General features: G+C 62.1%; 12 protein-coding genes. 3 read left to right on the forward strand and 9 right to left on the reverse strand.

All coding sequences use genetic code 11. The annotated features are described in order from the left end of the window. Positions 1-141: 141 nt before the first annotated feature. The gene (locus ATY29_RS28485) at positions 142-807 is read right to left on the reverse strand and encodes an invasion associated locus B family protein (protein ID WP_025416160.1); all 666 of its coding nucleotides are present in this window, start codon (positions 805-807) and stop codon (positions 142-144) included. Positions 808-1,091: 284 nt separating this feature from the next. Here ATY29_RS28485 and ATY29_RS28490 point away from each other — a divergent pair, with 284 nt between their 5' ends. Continuing rightward, entirely contained in the window at positions 1,092-2,894 is a 1,803-nt protein-coding gene (locus ATY29_RS28490; RefSeq protein WP_097533500.1) for an extracellular solute-binding protein, read from the forward strand. A 40-nt stretch (positions 2,895-2,934) separates the two neighbouring features. Then, positions 2,935-3,606, forward strand: coding sequence for a DsbA family oxidoreductase (locus ATY29_RS28495; RefSeq protein WP_097533501.1), 672 nt, complete (start codon positions 2,935-2,937; stop codon positions 3,604-3,606). 78 nt (positions 3,607-3,684) lie between these two features. Here the strand turns inward: ATY29_RS28495 and ATY29_RS28500 are convergent, their stop codons facing one another. The 4 genes from ATY29_RS28500 to ATY29_RS28515 all read right to left on the reverse strand — a co-directional run bounded on the left by ATY29_RS28500 (position 3,685) and on the right by ATY29_RS28515 (position 8,442). Then, the gene (locus ATY29_RS28500) at positions 3,685-4,035 is read right to left on the reverse strand and encodes a DUF6572 domain-containing protein (RefSeq protein ID WP_097533502.1); all 351 of its coding nucleotides are present in this window, start codon (positions 4,033-4,035) and stop codon (positions 3,685-3,687) included. 61 nt (positions 4,036-4,096) lie between these two features. Continuing rightward, on the reverse strand, positions 4,097-4,570 hold the full coding sequence (locus ATY29_RS28505) for an OsmC family protein (protein ID WP_097533503.1): 474 nt from the start codon (positions 4,568-4,570) through the stop codon (positions 4,097-4,099). A gap of 66 nt (positions 4,571-4,636) precedes the next feature. Further along, positions 4,637-8,140 (reverse strand): transcription-repair coupling factor, encoded by a 3,504-nt coding sequence (gene mfd / locus ATY29_RS28510; RefSeq protein ID WP_025416158.1) that lies wholly within the window; start codon positions 8,138-8,140, stop codon positions 4,637-4,639. Further along, on the reverse strand, positions 8,137-8,442 hold the full coding sequence (locus tag ATY29_RS28515; protein WP_097533504.1) for an FAD assembly factor SdhE: 306 nt from the start codon (positions 8,440-8,442) through the stop codon (positions 8,137-8,139). The genes mfd and ATY29_RS28515 overlap by 4 nt, the downstream gene beginning before the upstream one ends. Before the next feature lie 92 nt (positions 8,443-8,534). Here ATY29_RS28515 and recG point away from each other — a divergent pair, with 92 nt between their 5' ends. After that, positions 8,535-10,640, forward strand: coding sequence for an ATP-dependent DNA helicase RecG (gene recG, locus ATY29_RS28520; protein WP_003573186.1), 2,106 nt, complete (start codon positions 8,535-8,537; stop codon positions 10,638-10,640). On the opposite strand, the gene ATY29_RS28525 is transcribed toward recG, so the two are convergent. The 4 genes from ATY29_RS28525 to ATY29_RS28540 form a co-directional block, all read right to left on the reverse strand. Next, positions 10,637-11,344 carry a DUF502 domain-containing protein gene (locus ATY29_RS28525; protein WP_003573187.1) on the reverse strand — a complete coding sequence of 236 codons (708 nt, stop codon included), beginning with the start codon at positions 11,342-11,344 and terminating at the stop codon, positions 10,637-10,639. The two genes, recG and ATY29_RS28525, sit on opposite strands and share 4 nt — an antisense overlap. A 135-nt stretch (positions 11,345-11,479) precedes the next feature. Continuing rightward, a complete protein-coding gene (gene glmS / locus ATY29_RS28530; RefSeq protein WP_097533505.1) occupies positions 11,480-13,306 on the reverse strand; it encodes a glutamine--fructose-6-phosphate transaminase (isomerizing) in 1,827 nt (608 codons plus the stop codon). Between the two features lie 112 nt (positions 13,307-13,418). Then, positions 13,419-14,780, reverse strand: a complete 1,362-nt coding sequence (glmU, locus tag ATY29_RS28535) for a bifunctional UDP-N-acetylglucosamine diphosphorylase/glucosamine-1-phosphate N-acetyltransferase GlmU (protein ID WP_025416156.1) — start codon at positions 14,778-14,780, stop codon at positions 13,419-13,421. A 181-nt stretch (positions 14,781-14,961) separates the two neighbouring features. Next, a complete protein-coding gene (locus ATY29_RS28540; protein WP_003573190.1) occupies positions 14,962-15,732 on the reverse strand; it encodes a FadR/GntR family transcriptional regulator in 771 nt (256 codons plus the stop codon). Positions 15,733-15,739: the final 7 nt, after the last annotated feature.

Below are 15,739 nucleotides of genomic sequence, written 5' to 3' on the forward strand. Positions count from 1 at the left end.
GCTGCCGCCACCTTTTCCCCGTGATGACGGGGAGCAGGGACAAGCCGCAAGATCTCGGTCCCTCGCCAACGCCTCGAAGGGGGACCTATCAACAAAAAACCCGACGCGAAGCCGGGTTTTTATTCAAATATGGCGGCAGGATTACTGCGCCTTGGCTGCCTTCTGGGCGTCTTCCAGCTTCTTGCGGGCTTCTTCGGCCTTCTTCTGCATGCCTTCCTGCAGGCTGCGCTGGCTTTCAGCGAGCTTGGATTCGGAAACCGGTTCGCCGTCATAAGCACCGGTGAAGCCTTCGAGCGAAATCTTGATCGGGTTCGGGGCGCGGCGGAAGTTGATCGAGGTGAAGATCACGTCGCTGCCCTTCTTGAGGCTGGCGATCATCGCATCGGTCAGCGGAATTTCAGCCGTGCACTTGTCCGGCAGGCAGACGGCATAGTCGAGCTTCTGGCCCTTGCCGCCGTCGATCTGCATGATGATGCCCGGGGGGATCAGGCGTGCGGTAGGTACCGACACCTGCAGGAGCTTGCGGTTGATCTTGCCGGTAACCGAGATCAGGCCGACGGCCGTGACAAGCTGGCCGCCATTGGCGAGAATCAGGTTCTGGACAACACAGATGTCGTTGTCTTCTTGCTTGCTGCAGGTCTTGTACCAGCCGAGCTTCGGAGCGCCGGCGGCCTGCGCCGGAGCATCGGCCGGAGCCTGTGCCGCCGCATCCTGGGCGAAGGAGGAGACCGGAGCCGAAGCGGCGCCGAACATCACTGCCAGAACGGACAGTGCTGCCCGCATTTTCTTTTCAGACTTGAACATCATAACGAATTCCGTCTCCTGATATCCGTTCGGAGCAGCGACTTGCCGCCCCAACCATCGGGTCGTTCGGCACCCACCTCTTAAAAAAATAAGGCAAATGCATGACCCCGAAACTTCGGGTTCACCTGTTACATCGCAGCGTTCAAGATATCCAGCATTTCTTTGGCAATTTGAGGCGCATTTCGTCGCGATGCCAAAGAAATCGCCGCTTCGTGTTGGAATCGTTCGACCCCATGATAATCTCCGCGGTGAATCATGCCCGTTTTCGTGGTCGCAAGGATTGCCGAATGCTCCGGATCGTCGTCCCCCTCGTCCTGTCGCTGCTGTGCGGCGCTGTTGCCGCCGAGCCGCTGCATGGCATCGCGATGCATGGCGAGCCGGCCTTGCCGGCTGATTATAAGCACTTTCCTTACGTCAATCCCGACGTGAAAAAGGGCGGCAAGATCACCTACGGCGTCGTCGGCACTTTCGACAGCCTCAACCCGTTCATACTAAAGAGCATGCGCACAACGGCGCGCGGCATGTGGGATCCGGAATATGGCAATCTCGTCTACGAATCGCTGATGCAGCGCTCCCGCGACGAGCCCTTCACGCTCTATGGCCTGCTGGCCGAAACGGTCGAATGGGACGACAACAGGAGCTTCATCCAGTTCAACCTCAATCCGAAGGCGAAATGGGCCGATGGTCAGCCGGTGACGCCTGAGGACGTGATGTTCACCTTCGAGCTGATGCGCGACAAAGGCCGCGTGCCCTTCGCCAATCGCCTCAACGTCGTCGCGAAGATGGAAAAGGTGGGCGAACACAGCGTGCGCTTCACCTTCAACGACAAGGCCGACCGCGAGACGCCCTTGATTTTCGGTCTTTTCCCGGTGCTGCCGAAACATGCGATCGATCCCGAGACCTTCGATCGTTCCTCGCTGACGCCGCCCGTCGGCTCCGGGCCCTATAAGGTGAAGACGGTGAAGCCCGGCGAGAGCATCACCTATGAGCGTGATCCGAATTACTGGGGCAAGGACATTCCCGCCAAGGTCGGCACGGACAATTACGACCAGATCACCGTTCAGTATTTCCTGCAGGATACGACGCTGTTCGAGGCCTTCAAGAAGGGCGATATCGACGTCTATCCCGACGGCAATCCCGGCCACTGGGCCAATGCCTATAATTTCCCCGCCGTCACCTCGGGGACTGTCGTCAAGGACGTGTACACACCGAAACTGCCCAGCGGTATGCTCGGCTTCGTCTTCAACACCCGCCGGCCGATCTTTACCGACACCAAGGTGCGCGAGGGTCTGTCGCTGGTGTTCGATTTCGAATGGGCAAACAAGAACCTCTATTCCGGCGCCTACAAGCGCACCCAGAGCTTCTGGCAGAACTCCGAACTGTCGAGTTTCGGCGTTCCCGCCAATGCGGCCGAGCTTGCCCTGCTCGGGCCTATCAAGGACAAAATCGCACCCGCGATTCTTGACGGGACCTACAAACTGCCGGTGACCGACGGCTCCGGTCGCGACCGCAATGTACTAAAGCAGGCGGTCGAATTGCTGAAACAGGGCCGCTATACGATCCAGGGCGGCAAGATGCTGGATGCCTCCGGCCGTCAGCTCGCTTTCGAGATCATGACGCAGAATGCCGACCAGGAGAAGCTCGCCATCGCCTACCAGCGTTCGCTGCAGACGATCGGCATCGCCGCTTCGATCCGCACCGTCGATGATTCGCAGTATCAGAGCCGGACGAACAGCTTCGATTACGATATGATCATGAAGTCCTACACCTCCTCGCTGTCGCCTGGAAACGAACAGCTCGGCCGCTGGTCGTCGGCTGCGCGCACCCGCGAGGGTACCGACAGCTTTGCCGGCGCCAACGATCCCGATATCGACACGCTGATCGACCACGTGCTCAGGGCACGCTCGGCCGAGGATTTCACCGCGGCGGTGCGCTCCTACGACCGGCTGCTGCTCTCCGGCCACTACGTGCTGCCGCTCTATCATATCGACCAGCAATGGGTGGCCCACAGCAAGCGCATCGGCCGTCCCGACAGCGTGCCGCTTAATGGCTATCAGCTGCCGGTCTGGTGGGATACAAGCGTGCAATAACAGCGGCCAAACGCCGAACGCACAGATAAGGAAGATCATCATGGAGCGTATCACCATCGACGTCGTCTCGGATGTCGTCTGCCCTTGGTGCTATCTCGGCAAGGCGCGACTGGAACTCGCCATCGCCGAAGTGCAGGACGAAATCGGCGTAGACATCAACTGGCGGCCGTACCGGCTCAATCCCGACTATCCCAAGGAAGGTGTCGACCAGAAGAAGGCGCTGGCTGAGAAGCTCGGCGGCGAGGAGCGCGTGGCGCAGGCCCACAAGATGCTCGCCGATTACGGCCGCGAGGTCGGCATCGCCTTCGACTTCGAGGCGATCAAAATCGGCCCGAACACGCTCGACGCCCATCGGCTGATCCACTGGGCGATGATCGAAGGCCGCGAGAAGCAGGACAGCATCGTCGCGGCCCTGTTCAAGGCAAATTTCGAGGAAGGCCGCAATGTCGGCGACCATGCCATACTGCTCGATATTGCCGGAAAGGCCGGCCTCGACCGTTCGGTCATCGCCTCGCTGCTTGCCTCCGATGCCGATCGCGACCTGATTGTCGCCGAGATCAAGGCGGCACAGCAAATGGGCGTCAACGGCGTGCCCTTCTTCATCTTCGACCAGCAATATGCCGTCAGCGGCGCGCAGACCCCCGATGTGCTGGCGAATGCGCTGCGTGATATCGCCAAGGCAAAGGCCGAGGCGCGATCGGGTCTCAACTGAGGCGCCGATGCGAATCGAAATCGAAGAGCCGCGACAAAATTGTGCAGACGATTTCGCAGTGCTCAAGCCTTGGCGAAGTCAATTCATCGCCGAAAGCGAACATGCGCTAAACAACCGCTGTTGGAGTTTTATTCCGGCACTTTCGACGACCTGTGAAAGCTGATTATAAAAGCCTTGGGCTTGCTCGTCCGGCGGGAACTTGCACACAACGTCTATTAACACTGCCCTGCCTTTGGCGTCGGGGTATGTTTCCAACATCTCACCGATCTCAACAAAACTTAAATAAGCGTTGAGCTTTTCTTTTAGCAACAGAAGGTGCTCACTATCCCTCCCTGTCCATTCAAGGTGATCCGTGATAGTCAATACGACTTCGCCTGTCGCATTATCGACCCCGATGGCATCAACTACAGTCGTTTGATCTAAAGCCATTTCAATTCCGTGAATAAGTGAAGCAGGTCCGGGAAGCCGCTGGAGAGATCCCAGCGTGGCTTCAGATTCCGCCCACAACCGGAATGCAGCGCACCTCGGTCTTCACCGAGTTGGCGATGAAACATTCGTCGTGGGCGCGATGATGCAGGGCTTCGAGTTCGCTCAATGTGGGCTGCTTTTCGCCGCTGAAGACGACATGCGGGCGGAGTGTCACTACGGTCATGGCGAGACGGCCTTCGGCGTTCTTCTCCATCACGCCCTCGGCGGCATCGGTGTAGCTGTCGACGCAGAAGCGCTGTTTGGCGGCGATCGAAAGGAACCAGAGCATGTGACAGCTGGAGAGCGAGGCGACGAAGGCCTCTTCCGGGTCGACGGCGTCCTCGGCGGAATAGGGCAGCGGAACCACGTGAGCGGACGAAGACGCCCTCACCTCGATGCCGCCGTCGAAGGTCCAGCGGTGGGCGCGGCTGTAGCGGTTGTCGGTGAAGGTCTCGTCGCCTCGCTGCCAGGCGATCGTCGCGCTATATGTCGCCATCTCCGTCTCCCTTTTTTTCAAGCAATCCCGGACGCAAAACCGCGGCACACTTTTGCTGGAATTGCTTTACTTCGCCATCTCGGCCAGTTGCGTCATGATAACAGCCGCACCCTGCAGGCGTTTTTCCGGGGTCGGCAGGTCGCGGGTCAGGAACAGGCTGTGATCGGGGCGAATCTTCGCCATCGCGCCCTGCTTGCCGATATAACCGACGAGGTTGGCCGGGTTGGGGAATTCCTTGTTGCGGAACTGCACGACGACGCCCTTCGGGCCGGCATCGAGCTTTTCGACATTGGCGGTGCGGCAGAGCGACTTGATGTAGACGATCTTGAGGAGATGCTGGACTTCGATCGGCATCGGCCCGAAACGGTCGATCATCTCGGCGCCGAAGCCGTCGATCTCCTTGAGTTCGGTGATTTCGCCGAGACGGCGATAGAGCGCCATGCGCAGATGCAGGTCGGGCACATAGTTCTCGGGGATCATCACCGTCGTGCCGACGGAGATCTGCGGCGACCAGCCGGTGTCGTGGATCTCGTCGACACCCTTGACCTCGGCGACCGCCTCTTCCAGCATCTGCTGATAAAGCTCGAAGCCGACCTCCTTGATGTGTCCGGACTGCTCCTCGCCCAGCAGATTGCCGGCGCCGCGGATATCGAGATCGTGGCTTGCCAGCTGGAAGCCGGCGCCAAGCGTATCCAGCGACTGCAGCACCTTCAGCCGGCGTTCGGCAGTTGCGGTCAGCACCTTGTTCACCGGCAGGGTGAAGAGCGCGAAGGCGCGCACCTTCGACCGACCGACGCGGCCACGCAACTGGTAGAGCTGCGCGAGGCCGAACATATCGGCGCGGTGGACGATCAGCGTGTTGGCTGTGGGCACATCGAGGCCGGATTCGACGATCGTGGTGGACAGCAGCACGTCGTAGCGGCCTTCATAGAAGGCGTTCATGATGTCTTCGAGTTCGCCAGCCGGCATCTGGCCATGGGCCACGGCGACCTTCAGCTCCGGCACATCGGACTGCAGGAAGGCGTGCACATCGGCGAGGTCGGCAAGCCTCGGGCAGACATAGAAGCTCTGGCCGCCGCGATAGTGCTCGCGCATCAGCGTCTCGCGGATGACGAGGCTGTCGAAGGGCGAGATGAAGGTGCGCACCGCCATGCGGTCGACCGGCGGCGTGGTTATCAGCGACAGTTCGCGCACGCCGGTCATGGCGAGCTGCAGCGTGCGCGGGATCGGCGTTGCCGACAGCGTCAGCACGTGCACGTCGCTCTTCAGCTCCTTCAGCCGCTCCTTGTGCTTGACGCCGAAATGCTGTTCCTCATCGATGACGAGCAGGCCGAGATTGGCGAATTTGATGCCGGCGCCGAGCAGCGCATGGGTGCCGACGACGATGTCGGTCTTGCCGTCTGCCACTTCTTTCTTGGTCAGCGCCAGCTCCTTGGCCCCGACCAGGCGCGAGGCCTGCTGGATGCGCACCGGCAGACCGCGGAAGCGCTCGGAAAAGGTCTTGAAATGCTGGCGGGCGAGCAATGTCGTCGGCACGACGACGGCAACCTGGGCGCCGTTCATCGCCGCGACGAAAGCGGCACGCAGCGCCACTTCGGTCTTGCCGAAACCGACGTCGCCGCAGACCAGACGGTCCATTGGCCGGCCGGCGCCAAGATCGGAGCGGACCGCCTCGATGGCATTGTCCTGGTCCTCGGTCTCGTCATAAGGGAAGCGGGCGGCAAACTCGTCATAGAGGCCCTCCGGCGTCGTCAGCATCGGCGCGTGGCGCGTGAGGCGCTCGGCGGCGATGCGGATCAGCGCATCGGCCATGTCGAGCAGGCGTTTCTTGAGCTTGGCCTTGCGCATCTGCCAGGCGCCGCCGCCGAGTTTGTCGAGTTGGGCGTCGGTGCCCTCGCCGCCGTAGCGCGAGAGCAGATCGATGTTTTCGACCGGCAGGAAAAGCTTGGCCTCGTCGGCATATTGCAGTTCGAGGCAGGCATGCGGGGCACCAGCCGCCTCGATGGTCCGCAGACCAATGAAGCGGCCGATGCCGTGTTCGGCGTGGACGACGATCGAGCCCTCGTCGAGACCTGCGACCTCGGCGATGAAATCGGCGGCGCGCTTGCGGCGCTTCGAGCGGCGTACCATGCGGTCGCCTAAGATATCCTGCTCGCCGATGACGACGAGGTCGCCGGTCTCGAAGCCGGATTCGAGACTGAGTACGGCAGCCGCGGCTTCACCTCTCGCCAGCGAGCCGACATCCTTCAATGCCTCGACCAGCTTGACCTTTTCCAGGCCGTGTTCGTTCAGCACCTGCAGCAGGCGCTCCAGCGAGCCTTCGGTCCAGGCGGTGACGAGCACTTTCGCCCCGGCCGCGCGGCGGTCGGCAATATGCTTGACGACGACGTCGAAGATATTGATGCGTTCGGCATCACCGCCGCCCTCGGCATTCGAGCGGGCCCAGCGCTGGCCCTGGCGGGCGTCGATATTGACGACCCGCCTCGCCTCGCCCTCATGCTCGTTGAAGGGGCTGATGCGGATCGCCCCGAGCGCGTCGAGGGTTTTGGCGAAAAGCTTGCTGTCGAGATAGAGCTGGCCCGGCGTCACCGGCTTATAGGGCGTGCCCTGCGACATCTGGCTCTTGGCCGGCTGACCGGAATTCAGGCGGGCGTCGTAATAATCGAAAACGAGCTTGGAGCGCTCTTCCGCCGCTTCACGCACCGTATGGTCGGTGACGACACGGAAGCCGCTGAGATAGTCGAAGACGGTATCGAGCTTCTCGTAAAAAAGCGGCAGCCAATGCTCCATGCCGGGATAACGGCGGCCTTCGGAGACGGCGAGATAGAGCGCGTCATCCCGCGTCGTTGCGCCGAAAGCCGAGAGGTAGTTCTTGCGGAAACGGCTGATCGTATCCGGCGTCAGTGTCACCTCGCTCATCGGATTGAGATCGAGGGAGCGGACCTGGCCCGTCGTGCGCTGGCTAGCCGGATCGAAGCTGCGGATCGATTCCAGCGTGTCGCCGAAGAAATCGAGGCGGACCGGTTCTTCCGAACCCGGCACGAAGACGTCGAGAATGCCGCCGCGCACGGCATATTCGCCGACCTCGCGAACGGTCGCGACGCGATCGAAGCCGTTGCGCTCCAGGCGTCCGGCGAGATCGTCCATGCGCAGCTGGTTGCCGGGACGGGCCGAAAAGCTCAGGCTTTCGATGACATCCTGCGGCGCCACCTTCTGCAGCATGGCATTGGCGGTGACGAGCACGATCGCGGCATGCGGTTTTTTCCGATGGGCAATCAGGCCGCCGAGTGCGGCAAGGCGGCGGGCCGAGGTGTCGGCGCTCGGCGAGACGCGGTCATAGGGCAAACAGTCCCAGGCCGGTAGTGTGAGAACCGGAATGTCGGGGGCGACGAAGCTCAGCATCTGCTCGAGATCAGCCATGCGGTGGCCGTCGGACATGACATAGGCGACCGGCTCTCCCGTTCGGGCGAGCTCGGCGAGCAGCAGCGTTTCGAGGCCGGCAGGCACATTGCCGATCGTCAGCGGCTCGGCAATGGCCGCAAGCTTCTTCGCATCAAAACCTGGGATCATTCCGGCGTCCTGAGGGGCTTGTCGAAATCGGGCGTATAGGCGGCAAGGCGGGCAAACATTGGCGTCTGGAAACGTTCGGGCACCGGCCATGTTCCCATGATCCAGCGAACAAGATCATTGTCCTCTTCTGCCATGATCGTCTCGAACTCATCGAGCTCGGCATCCGAGAGCGTCGCGATCTCGGCTTCGGCAAACTGGCCGAAGACCAGATCCATCTCGCGAATGCCGCGATGCCAGCAACGGAAAAGGATCCGGCGGCGGCGCTGGTCGAGACCGGCACTCGTGAGCGTGACACCTGTCATGGCATTACCTTCCTGTTGATGCGCCTCTATAGACCCTGGAAAGCGGCTTGTCAGCCTTGCCAAGGCCGCATTGTTCATCGCATTTTGACCGCATGCGCCCCGCCATTCTCGATCCGCTGTTTTCCCCCATTTCGGGCCTTCCGGGCGTCGGCCCGAAGATTGCCGACCTGCTGGTCAAGCTGCTCGGGCGCGAGACGCCGGAGGATTGCCGGGTCATCGACCTCATCTTCCACGCGCCCTTTTCGCTGATCGACCGACGCAACCAGCCGGGGATCGCCCTGGCGCCGCAAGGCGCCATCGTCACGATCACCGCCCGCGTCGACCGCCACCAGGTGCCGCCGCGCGGCAAGAGCAATGTCCCCTACCGCGTCTTCCTGCATGACGAAACCGGCGAGTTGACGCTGGTCTTCTTCCGGGGACAGGCGGCCTGGCTGGAAAAGCAGCTGCCTGTCGATGCGGAGGTGACCGTCAGCGGCAAGGTCGACTGGTTCAATGGCCGCGCCTCGATGGTGCATCCCGACTATATCGTCAGGGCCGAGGAGGCGGAGAACCTGCCGCTCGTCGAGCCGATCTATCCGCTGACGGCGGGGCTTTCACCGAAGACTCTGCGCAAGATCATCGATGCCGGCCTGCCGCGTTTTCCGGAACTGCCGGAATGGATCGACCTGGCGTTGACTGAGAAACAGGGCCTCCCGTCGATCCGCGACAGTTTTCACATGCTGCACGAGCCGCGCGACCCTTCCGATATAGACCCGCAGGCGCCTGCCCGGCGGCGGCTTGCCTATGACGAATTCCTCGCCGGCCAGCTTTCGCTCAGCCTGGTGCGCCAGAGGCTGCGCAAGGTGGCGGGGCAGCCGGTGCATGCGACCGGCGAAATCAGCGGCAAGATTTTGAAGACATTGCCTTTCTCGCTCACCGGTAGCCAGAACGAGGCGATCGCCGACATTCTGAAGGACATGGCCGGAACCGAACGCATGCTGCGGCTGCTGCAGGGCGATGTCGGCGCCGGCAAGACGCTGGTGGCGCTGATGGCGATGGCGGCAGTGATCGAGAGCGGCGGCCAGGCGGTGCTGATGGCGCCGACCGAAATCCTGGCGCGGCAGCACCATGCGACGATATCGAAATTCGCCGCCTCATCAGGGCTCGGCATTGAGGTCTTGACCGGGCGCACCAAGGGGCGCGAGCGGGAGGAGATCCTGGAGCGCATCGCTTCGGGCGCCGCCCAGATCATCATCGGCACGCATGCGCTGTTCCAGGACAGCGTCGCGTACGCCAACCTCATGCTGGCCGTCGTCGACGAGCAGCACCGTTTCGGCGTGCATCAGCGCCTGAGGCTGACGGCCAAGGGTATCTCACCCCACATGCTGGTGATGACGGCGACGCCGATCCCGCGCACGCTTGTGCTTGCCGCCTTCGGCGATATGGACGTTTCCAAGCTCACCGAGAAACCGGCCGGCCGCAAACCGATCCAGACGATCACCGTGCCGATGGAACGGACCGGCGAGATCGTCGGGCGGCTGCAAAGCGCGCTTGCCGAGGGCAAGAAAGCCTACTGGATCTGCCCGCTGGTCGAAGAATCAGAAGAACTCGACCTGATGTCGGCCGAGGAGCGGCATGCGACGCTCGTCTCAGCGCTTGGCCCGGATGTCGGCCTCATCCATGGCCGGATGAGCGGACAGGAGAAGGATGCGGCGATGATGGCGTTCAAGACCGGCGAGACCCGGCTTCTCGTCGCCACCACCGTCGTCGAGGTCGGCGTCGACGTGCCGGATGCGACGATCATGGTGATCGAACATGCCGAGCGCTTCGGCCTGGCGCAATTGCATCAGCTGCGCGGCCGCGTCGGGCGCGGCGACGAGGCCTCGACCTGCATCCTGCTCTATAAGGGGCCGCTCGGCGAGACCGGCCATGCCAGGCTGTCGATCATGCGCGAGACGGAGGACGGTTTCCGCATCGCCGAGGAGGACCTGAAACTCCGCGGCGAAGGTGAATTGCTCGGCACCCGCCAGTCCGGCACGCCGGGCTTCCGCATCGCCAGCCTCGAGGCGCATGCCGACCTCCTGGAAATCGCCCGCAAGGATGCGGCCTACCTGATCGAGCGCGATCCGGAACTGACCAGTGAAAGAGGAACGGCGATCCGCACCCTGCTCTACCTCTTCCGCCGCGACGAGGCGATCCGGTTCCTGAGAGCCGGTTAATCAGCCTTCGAAACCGCCACCGGCTTCGGCCGCGGCAACTGCTTCGGCTTCGGCTCGGATTGAGGCGGTTCAGGCGCCACAAGGCCGCCCGAAATCAGGAACTTTGCGGCATCCTCCGGCGACATGTCGAGCACGACGATCTTCTCACGCGGGACGAAGACGAGGAAACCGGCCGTCGGCACCGGCGTCGGCGGCAGGAAAACCGCGACCATATCCTGGCCCATCGCATTGAACTTTGATGCGATCTCGCCCTTGGCGTCGGTGGCGATGAAGACCAGCGCCCAGAGGCCCGGACTTGGATATTCGATCAGGCCGACTTTCTTGAAGGAGTTCGACTGCTCCTTCAGCACTGTTTCGAAAATCTGCTTCACGCTTCTATAGATCGTGCGCACCAGCGGCATGCGCTGGACAACCGATTCGCCGAAACCGACGATGCTCTGGCCGATGAGGTTCTTGCCGAGAAAACCGACGACGGTGATCAGCACGACGGCAGTCAGCAGGCCGAAACCGGGAATAGCGAAATTGAGATAGCTTTCCGGATTCCAGCGCGCCGGGATATAGGGTCGGACCCAGCTGTCCGACCAGTGGATGAAGGTCCAGGTCAGCCAGATGGTGATCGCGATCGGGGCGCAGATGATCAGGCCTGCGAGAAAATTATTCCTCAGCCGGGTCGCGACCGGCATTCTGGGGGCATTGTCGGTCATCTCTACTGATGAACTCCATCTCGGTCCTGGACAGGCCGGAACGCCGGCCCTTCCCCCTTTGTCCGCCGACCAAAATTGCCAGAATTCGGGGTCCCGCACAATATGTTTCGGCGCGAAGGCCGGGGCTCTGCAGGCTTATTCCACGGTCACGGATTTCGCCAGATTGCGGGGCTGGTCGACATCGGTGCCCATGAAAACGGCGGTGTGATAGGCGAGCAGCTGGATCGGCAGCGAGAAGATCATCGGCGCGATGATTTCGTCGACCACAGGCAGAGTGATCGTCGCCATGGTCGGCAGTTTCGAGGCGGCGGCACCGGCCTCGTCGGTGATGAAGATGATGCGGCCGCCCCGCGCTGCGACCTCCTGCATGTTCGAGACGGTCTTTTCGAAGAAACGGTCGTAAGGGGCGATGACGATGACTGGCATGTTCTCGTCGATCAGCGCGATCGGTCCATGCTTCAACTCGCCGGCGGCATAACCTTCGGCGTGAATATAGGAAATTTCCTTGAGCTTCAGCGCGCCTTCCATGGCCAGCGGGAAGCTGGTGCCGCGGCCGAGATAGAGCACGTCCTTGCATTTCGACAATTCGCGCGACAGGCTTTCCATCTGCGGCTGGATAAGGTTCAGCACCCGGCTCATGATCCGCGGCATTTCGGCGAGATGGCGCACCAGCGCCCTCTCCTCATCGGCACTCACCGTACCGCGCGCCTTGCCGGCGCCGATCGCCAGCGATGCCAGCACGGCAAGCTGGCAGGTGAAGGCCTTGGTCGAGGCGACGCCGATTTCGGGGCCGGCCATGATCGGAAAGACGGCGTCGGATTCGCGGGCGATCGTCGATTCGCGGACATTGACGATGGCGCCGATCTTCAGGCCGTTCTCCCGGCAGTAGCGCAGCGATGCCAGCGTATCGGCGGTTTCGCCGGACTGCGAGATGAACAGTGCCGCCTGCGACGGCGAGAGCGGCATTTCGCGGTACCGGAATTCGGAAGCGACGTCGATTTCAACAGGCAGGCGGGCATAACGCTCGAACCAGTATTTACCGACGAGGCCGGCGAGATAGGCGGTGCCGCAGGCCGAGATCGCCAGGCCGGTCGCCGCCTTGAAGTCGATCGCAGCGGCGTTGGCGCCGATCGTGTTCTCGGCGAAATCGACATAATGGCTGAGCGCGTGGGAAATAACCTCCGGCTGCTCGTAGATTTCCTTTTCCATGAAATGGCGGTGATTGCCCTTGTCGACGACATAGGCGGTCGCCTGCGAGATCTGGCGGGCGCGCTTGACCGGCTTGCCGCTAAAATCGATGACGGCGACGCTGTCGCGGGTGATGACGGCGCAATCGCCGTCGACCAGATAGGTGATCTCATTGGTAAAGGGCGAAAGCGCAATTGCATCCGAACCGAGGAACATCTCGCCACGGCCATAACCGACGGCAAGCGGCGGGCCGGAACGGGCGGCCATGATCGTTCCGGGATCGGCCTTGAGCATGACGGCGAGCGCATAGGCGCCGGTCAGCCGGTTCAGCATCTGCAGCATGGCGGCGCGCGGCTCCAGGCCTTCGCGCAGATGTTTTGCCATCAGCTGGGCGACGACTTCCGTATCGGTCTGGGTTTGAAAGACTGCGCCCTCTTCGGTCAATTCGTCGCGAAGCTCGGAGAAATTCTCAATAATGCCGTTATGGACGACGGCCACACCTTCGACGAAATGCGGATGGGCGTTGGTCTCATTGGGCACGCCGTGGGTCGCCCAGCGCGTATGGGCGATGCCGACCACGCCGGGCAGCGGTTCGGCGTCGAGGCGCTTTTCCAGATTGAACAGCTTGCCTTCGGCACGGCGGCGATCCATCACCCCCTCATGGATGGTAGCGACACCAGCGGAATCATAACCGCGATATTCGAGACGCTTCAGCGCATCGACCAGGCGCCCGGCAACAGGCTGATTTCCGACGATCCCCACAATGCCGCACATGCAATATATTCCCCATAAAGGCTTCGATAACGAGGCCAGTCCTAACGATTTCTGCTTATTTCTCAATCACCTCGGCGGTCACTTTCAATTTCCGCCGGTTACGCAAGGCCGCTCAGCTCTTCGCCTTCTTCGCCGCCTTGATGGCAAGCGCGCGCTCGCGCAGCAGCGTCGCGCGGCCGGGCTTGATCTCCTGGCGGGCGCGGCCGAGCGCCAGTGCATTAGCCGGCACGTCGACTGTGATGACGCTGCCGGAGGCGATATAGGCGCCGTCGCCGATTGTCACCGGCGCGACCAGCGAGGAGTTGGAACCGATGAAGGCGTTTTGCCCGATCACCGTCTCGCTCTTGTTGACGCCGTCATAATTGCAGGTGATCGTGCCGGCGCCGATATTGCTGCCGGCGCCGATGACGGCATCGCCGATATAGGTGAGATGGTTGACCTTGGCGCCCTCGCCGATCCGGCCGTTCTTGACCTCGCAGAAATTGCCGACCTTCGAACCGTCAGCGAGATCCGCACCCGGCCGCAGCCGCGCGAACGGGCCGACAGTCGCGCCCCGGCTGACATGAGCGCCTTCGATATGCGAGAAGGCATGAATGACGGCGCCGCTGTCGATTGCCGCGCCGGGGCCAAAGACGACATTCGGCTCGATCAGTGCGTCCTGGCCTATGACGGTATCGTAGCAGAGAAACACCGTCTCCGGCGCGATCATGGTGACGCCTGATAGCATCATCTGGTGACGGCGGCGCTCCTGCCAGAAGCGCTCGATGACGGCGAGTTCGGCGCGGTTATTGCAGCCGGTCATCTCGATTTCTGGCGCATCGACGGCGGTGACACGGCCGCCGAGCGACCGGGCGATCTCGACAAGATCGGTCAGATAGAATTCGCCCTTGGCGTTGGCATTACCGATGCGCGAGAGAAGATCGAGCGCCTTTTTGCCGTTGATCGCCATCAGCCCGCTGTTGCACCAGGTCACAGTGCGCTCGGCATCGGTCGCGTCCTTCTCCTCGCGGATGGCGATCAGTTCGCCGTCCTTGACGAGCAGGCGACCGTAGCCTGTGGGGCGATCGGTGTGGAAGCCGATGACAACGATATCGCTGCCATCGGCAAGCCCCTGGCGGGCGGCCTTCAGCGGTCCATCGGTCTGCAGCGGCACGTCGCCATAGGTGACGAGAATATCGTCATAGCCCTTGGCGATCGCCTCGCGCGCCGCTAGCACCGCGTGGCCGGTGCCGAGGCGTTCCTTCTGTAGGCAGGATTCGATGCCGACGCCGGCAACGCTTGCGGCCTTTGCCACATCTTCGGCATCACGGCCGACGACAAGGGCGACCGACGAAATGCCGGCGGAGGCGACCGCCTCGACCACATGGGCGATCATCGGTCGTCCGGCGACCGGATGCAGCACCTTCGATTTCGAGGATTTCATCCGCGTGCTGTCACCGGCGGCAAGGATGACGGCAAGACAAGTACGTTCCATGATCTGCTCCGCGAATCCGCGCCATGAGGCGGCTTTGTTGCCTCATACTGCATAATTGCTGAAATCGGAATCGATTTTCGGAAAGCACGCTGCGTGGATTGAAAGCCTTGTAGCGCCCTTCGCGCGCCCGGAAAGATGCGCGGCGCTGCAGACACGCAAAAGCTTTTTGCCAGTGTGAAATCTAGGTCGAAATCGGCACTCTGACGGTCTCCGAACCGCGGGCGGCGAAGGCCTCGTGCACATGATGGCGGCCATCCAGGATGACGATCTCCATCGCGCGGCGCGCGGCAGCGCTATCCCCGGAAACGATGGCATCGACGATGCGCATGTGGGTATCGGCGATATTGGCGAAGCCGTTTTCGGAGGGCGGCGTGCTCATGCGGAACATGCCGACGAGGGCCGCTTCGATGAGGCTGCCCAAGGTGCGCATAAAGGGATTGTGCGAGGCTTCGGCGAGCGCCAGGTGAAAACGAAGGTCGGCGAGCGCCAGGCTGTCGGCAGTGTGGCCGCTCGCCGCCATATCGAGCGCCAGTGCCCGCAGCGTCTCGATATCATCCGCATTCGCCCGCTCGGCGACGAGACCGGCAGCGAAAGGTTCGACCGCAAGACGGATATCATAGAGCTGCAGCAGGAACTCTTCCGTGACGCCGCTGTCGAAGTGCCAGGCGATGATCTCGCTGTCGAACATGTTCCAGAGGTTCTTCTCGGTCACACGCGTACCGACCCGCGCCTTGGCGACGACCATGCCCTTGGCGGCAAGCGTCTTCATCGTCTCGCGCAAGACGGTACGGGACACCTTGAAGCGCTGCGCCAGTTCGGTATCGCCGGGCAGGATCGAGCCGACGGGATAGGTGCCGGCGACGATCTCCTTTCCGAGCTCGTCGACCACCTGCGCGTGGCTCGTCCGGGTTCTGCGCCCCGTCTTCCGTGTCTCGTCCAATTTGTTGCGCAAGCGATCC

The sequence above is a fragment of the Rhizobium hidalgonense genome (genome assembly GCF_002914525.1).
GTDB classification, from domain to species: Bacteria; Pseudomonadota; Alphaproteobacteria; order Rhizobiales; family Rhizobiaceae; genus Rhizobium; species Rhizobium hidalgonense.

Coding starts and splice junctions, on each gene's coding strand:
- ATY29_RS28485 (WP_025416160.1), bottom strand. CDS start 807: ATGATGTTCAAGTCTGAAAAGAAAATGCGGGCAGCACTGTCCGTTCTG.
- ATY29_RS28490 (WP_097533500.1), top strand. CDS start 1,092: ATGCTCCGGATCGTCGTCCCCCTCGTCCTGTCGCTGCTGTGCGGCGCT.
- ATY29_RS28495 (WP_097533501.1), top strand. CDS start 2,935: ATGGAGCGTATCACCATCGACGTCGTCTCGGATGTCGTCTGCCCTTGG.
- ATY29_RS28500 (WP_097533502.1), bottom strand. CDS start 4,035: ATGGCTTTAGATCAAACGACTGTAGTTGATGCCATCGGGGTCGATAAT.
- ATY29_RS28505 (WP_097533503.1), bottom strand. CDS start 4,570: ATGGCGACATATAGCGCGACGATCGCCTGGCAGCGAGGCGACGAGACC.
- mfd (WP_025416158.1), bottom strand. CDS start 8,140: ATGATCCCAGGTTTTGATGCGAAGAAGCTTGCGGCCATTGCCGAGCCG.
- ATY29_RS28515 (WP_097533504.1), bottom strand. CDS start 8,442: ATGACAGGTGTCACGCTCACGAGTGCCGGTCTCGACCAGCGCCGCCGC.
- recG (WP_003573186.1), top strand. CDS start 8,535: ATGCGCCCCGCCATTCTCGATCCGCTGTTTTCCCCCATTTCGGGCCTT.
- ATY29_RS28525 (WP_003573187.1), bottom strand. CDS start 11,344: ATGACCGACAATGCCCCCAGAATGCCGGTCGCGACCCGGCTGAGGAAT.
- glmS (WP_097533505.1), bottom strand. CDS start 13,306: ATGTGCGGCATTGTGGGGATCGTCGGAAATCAGCCTGTTGCCGGGCGC.
- glmU (WP_025416156.1), bottom strand. CDS start 14,780: ATGGAACGTACTTGTCTTGCCGTCATCCTTGCCGCCGGTGACAGCACG.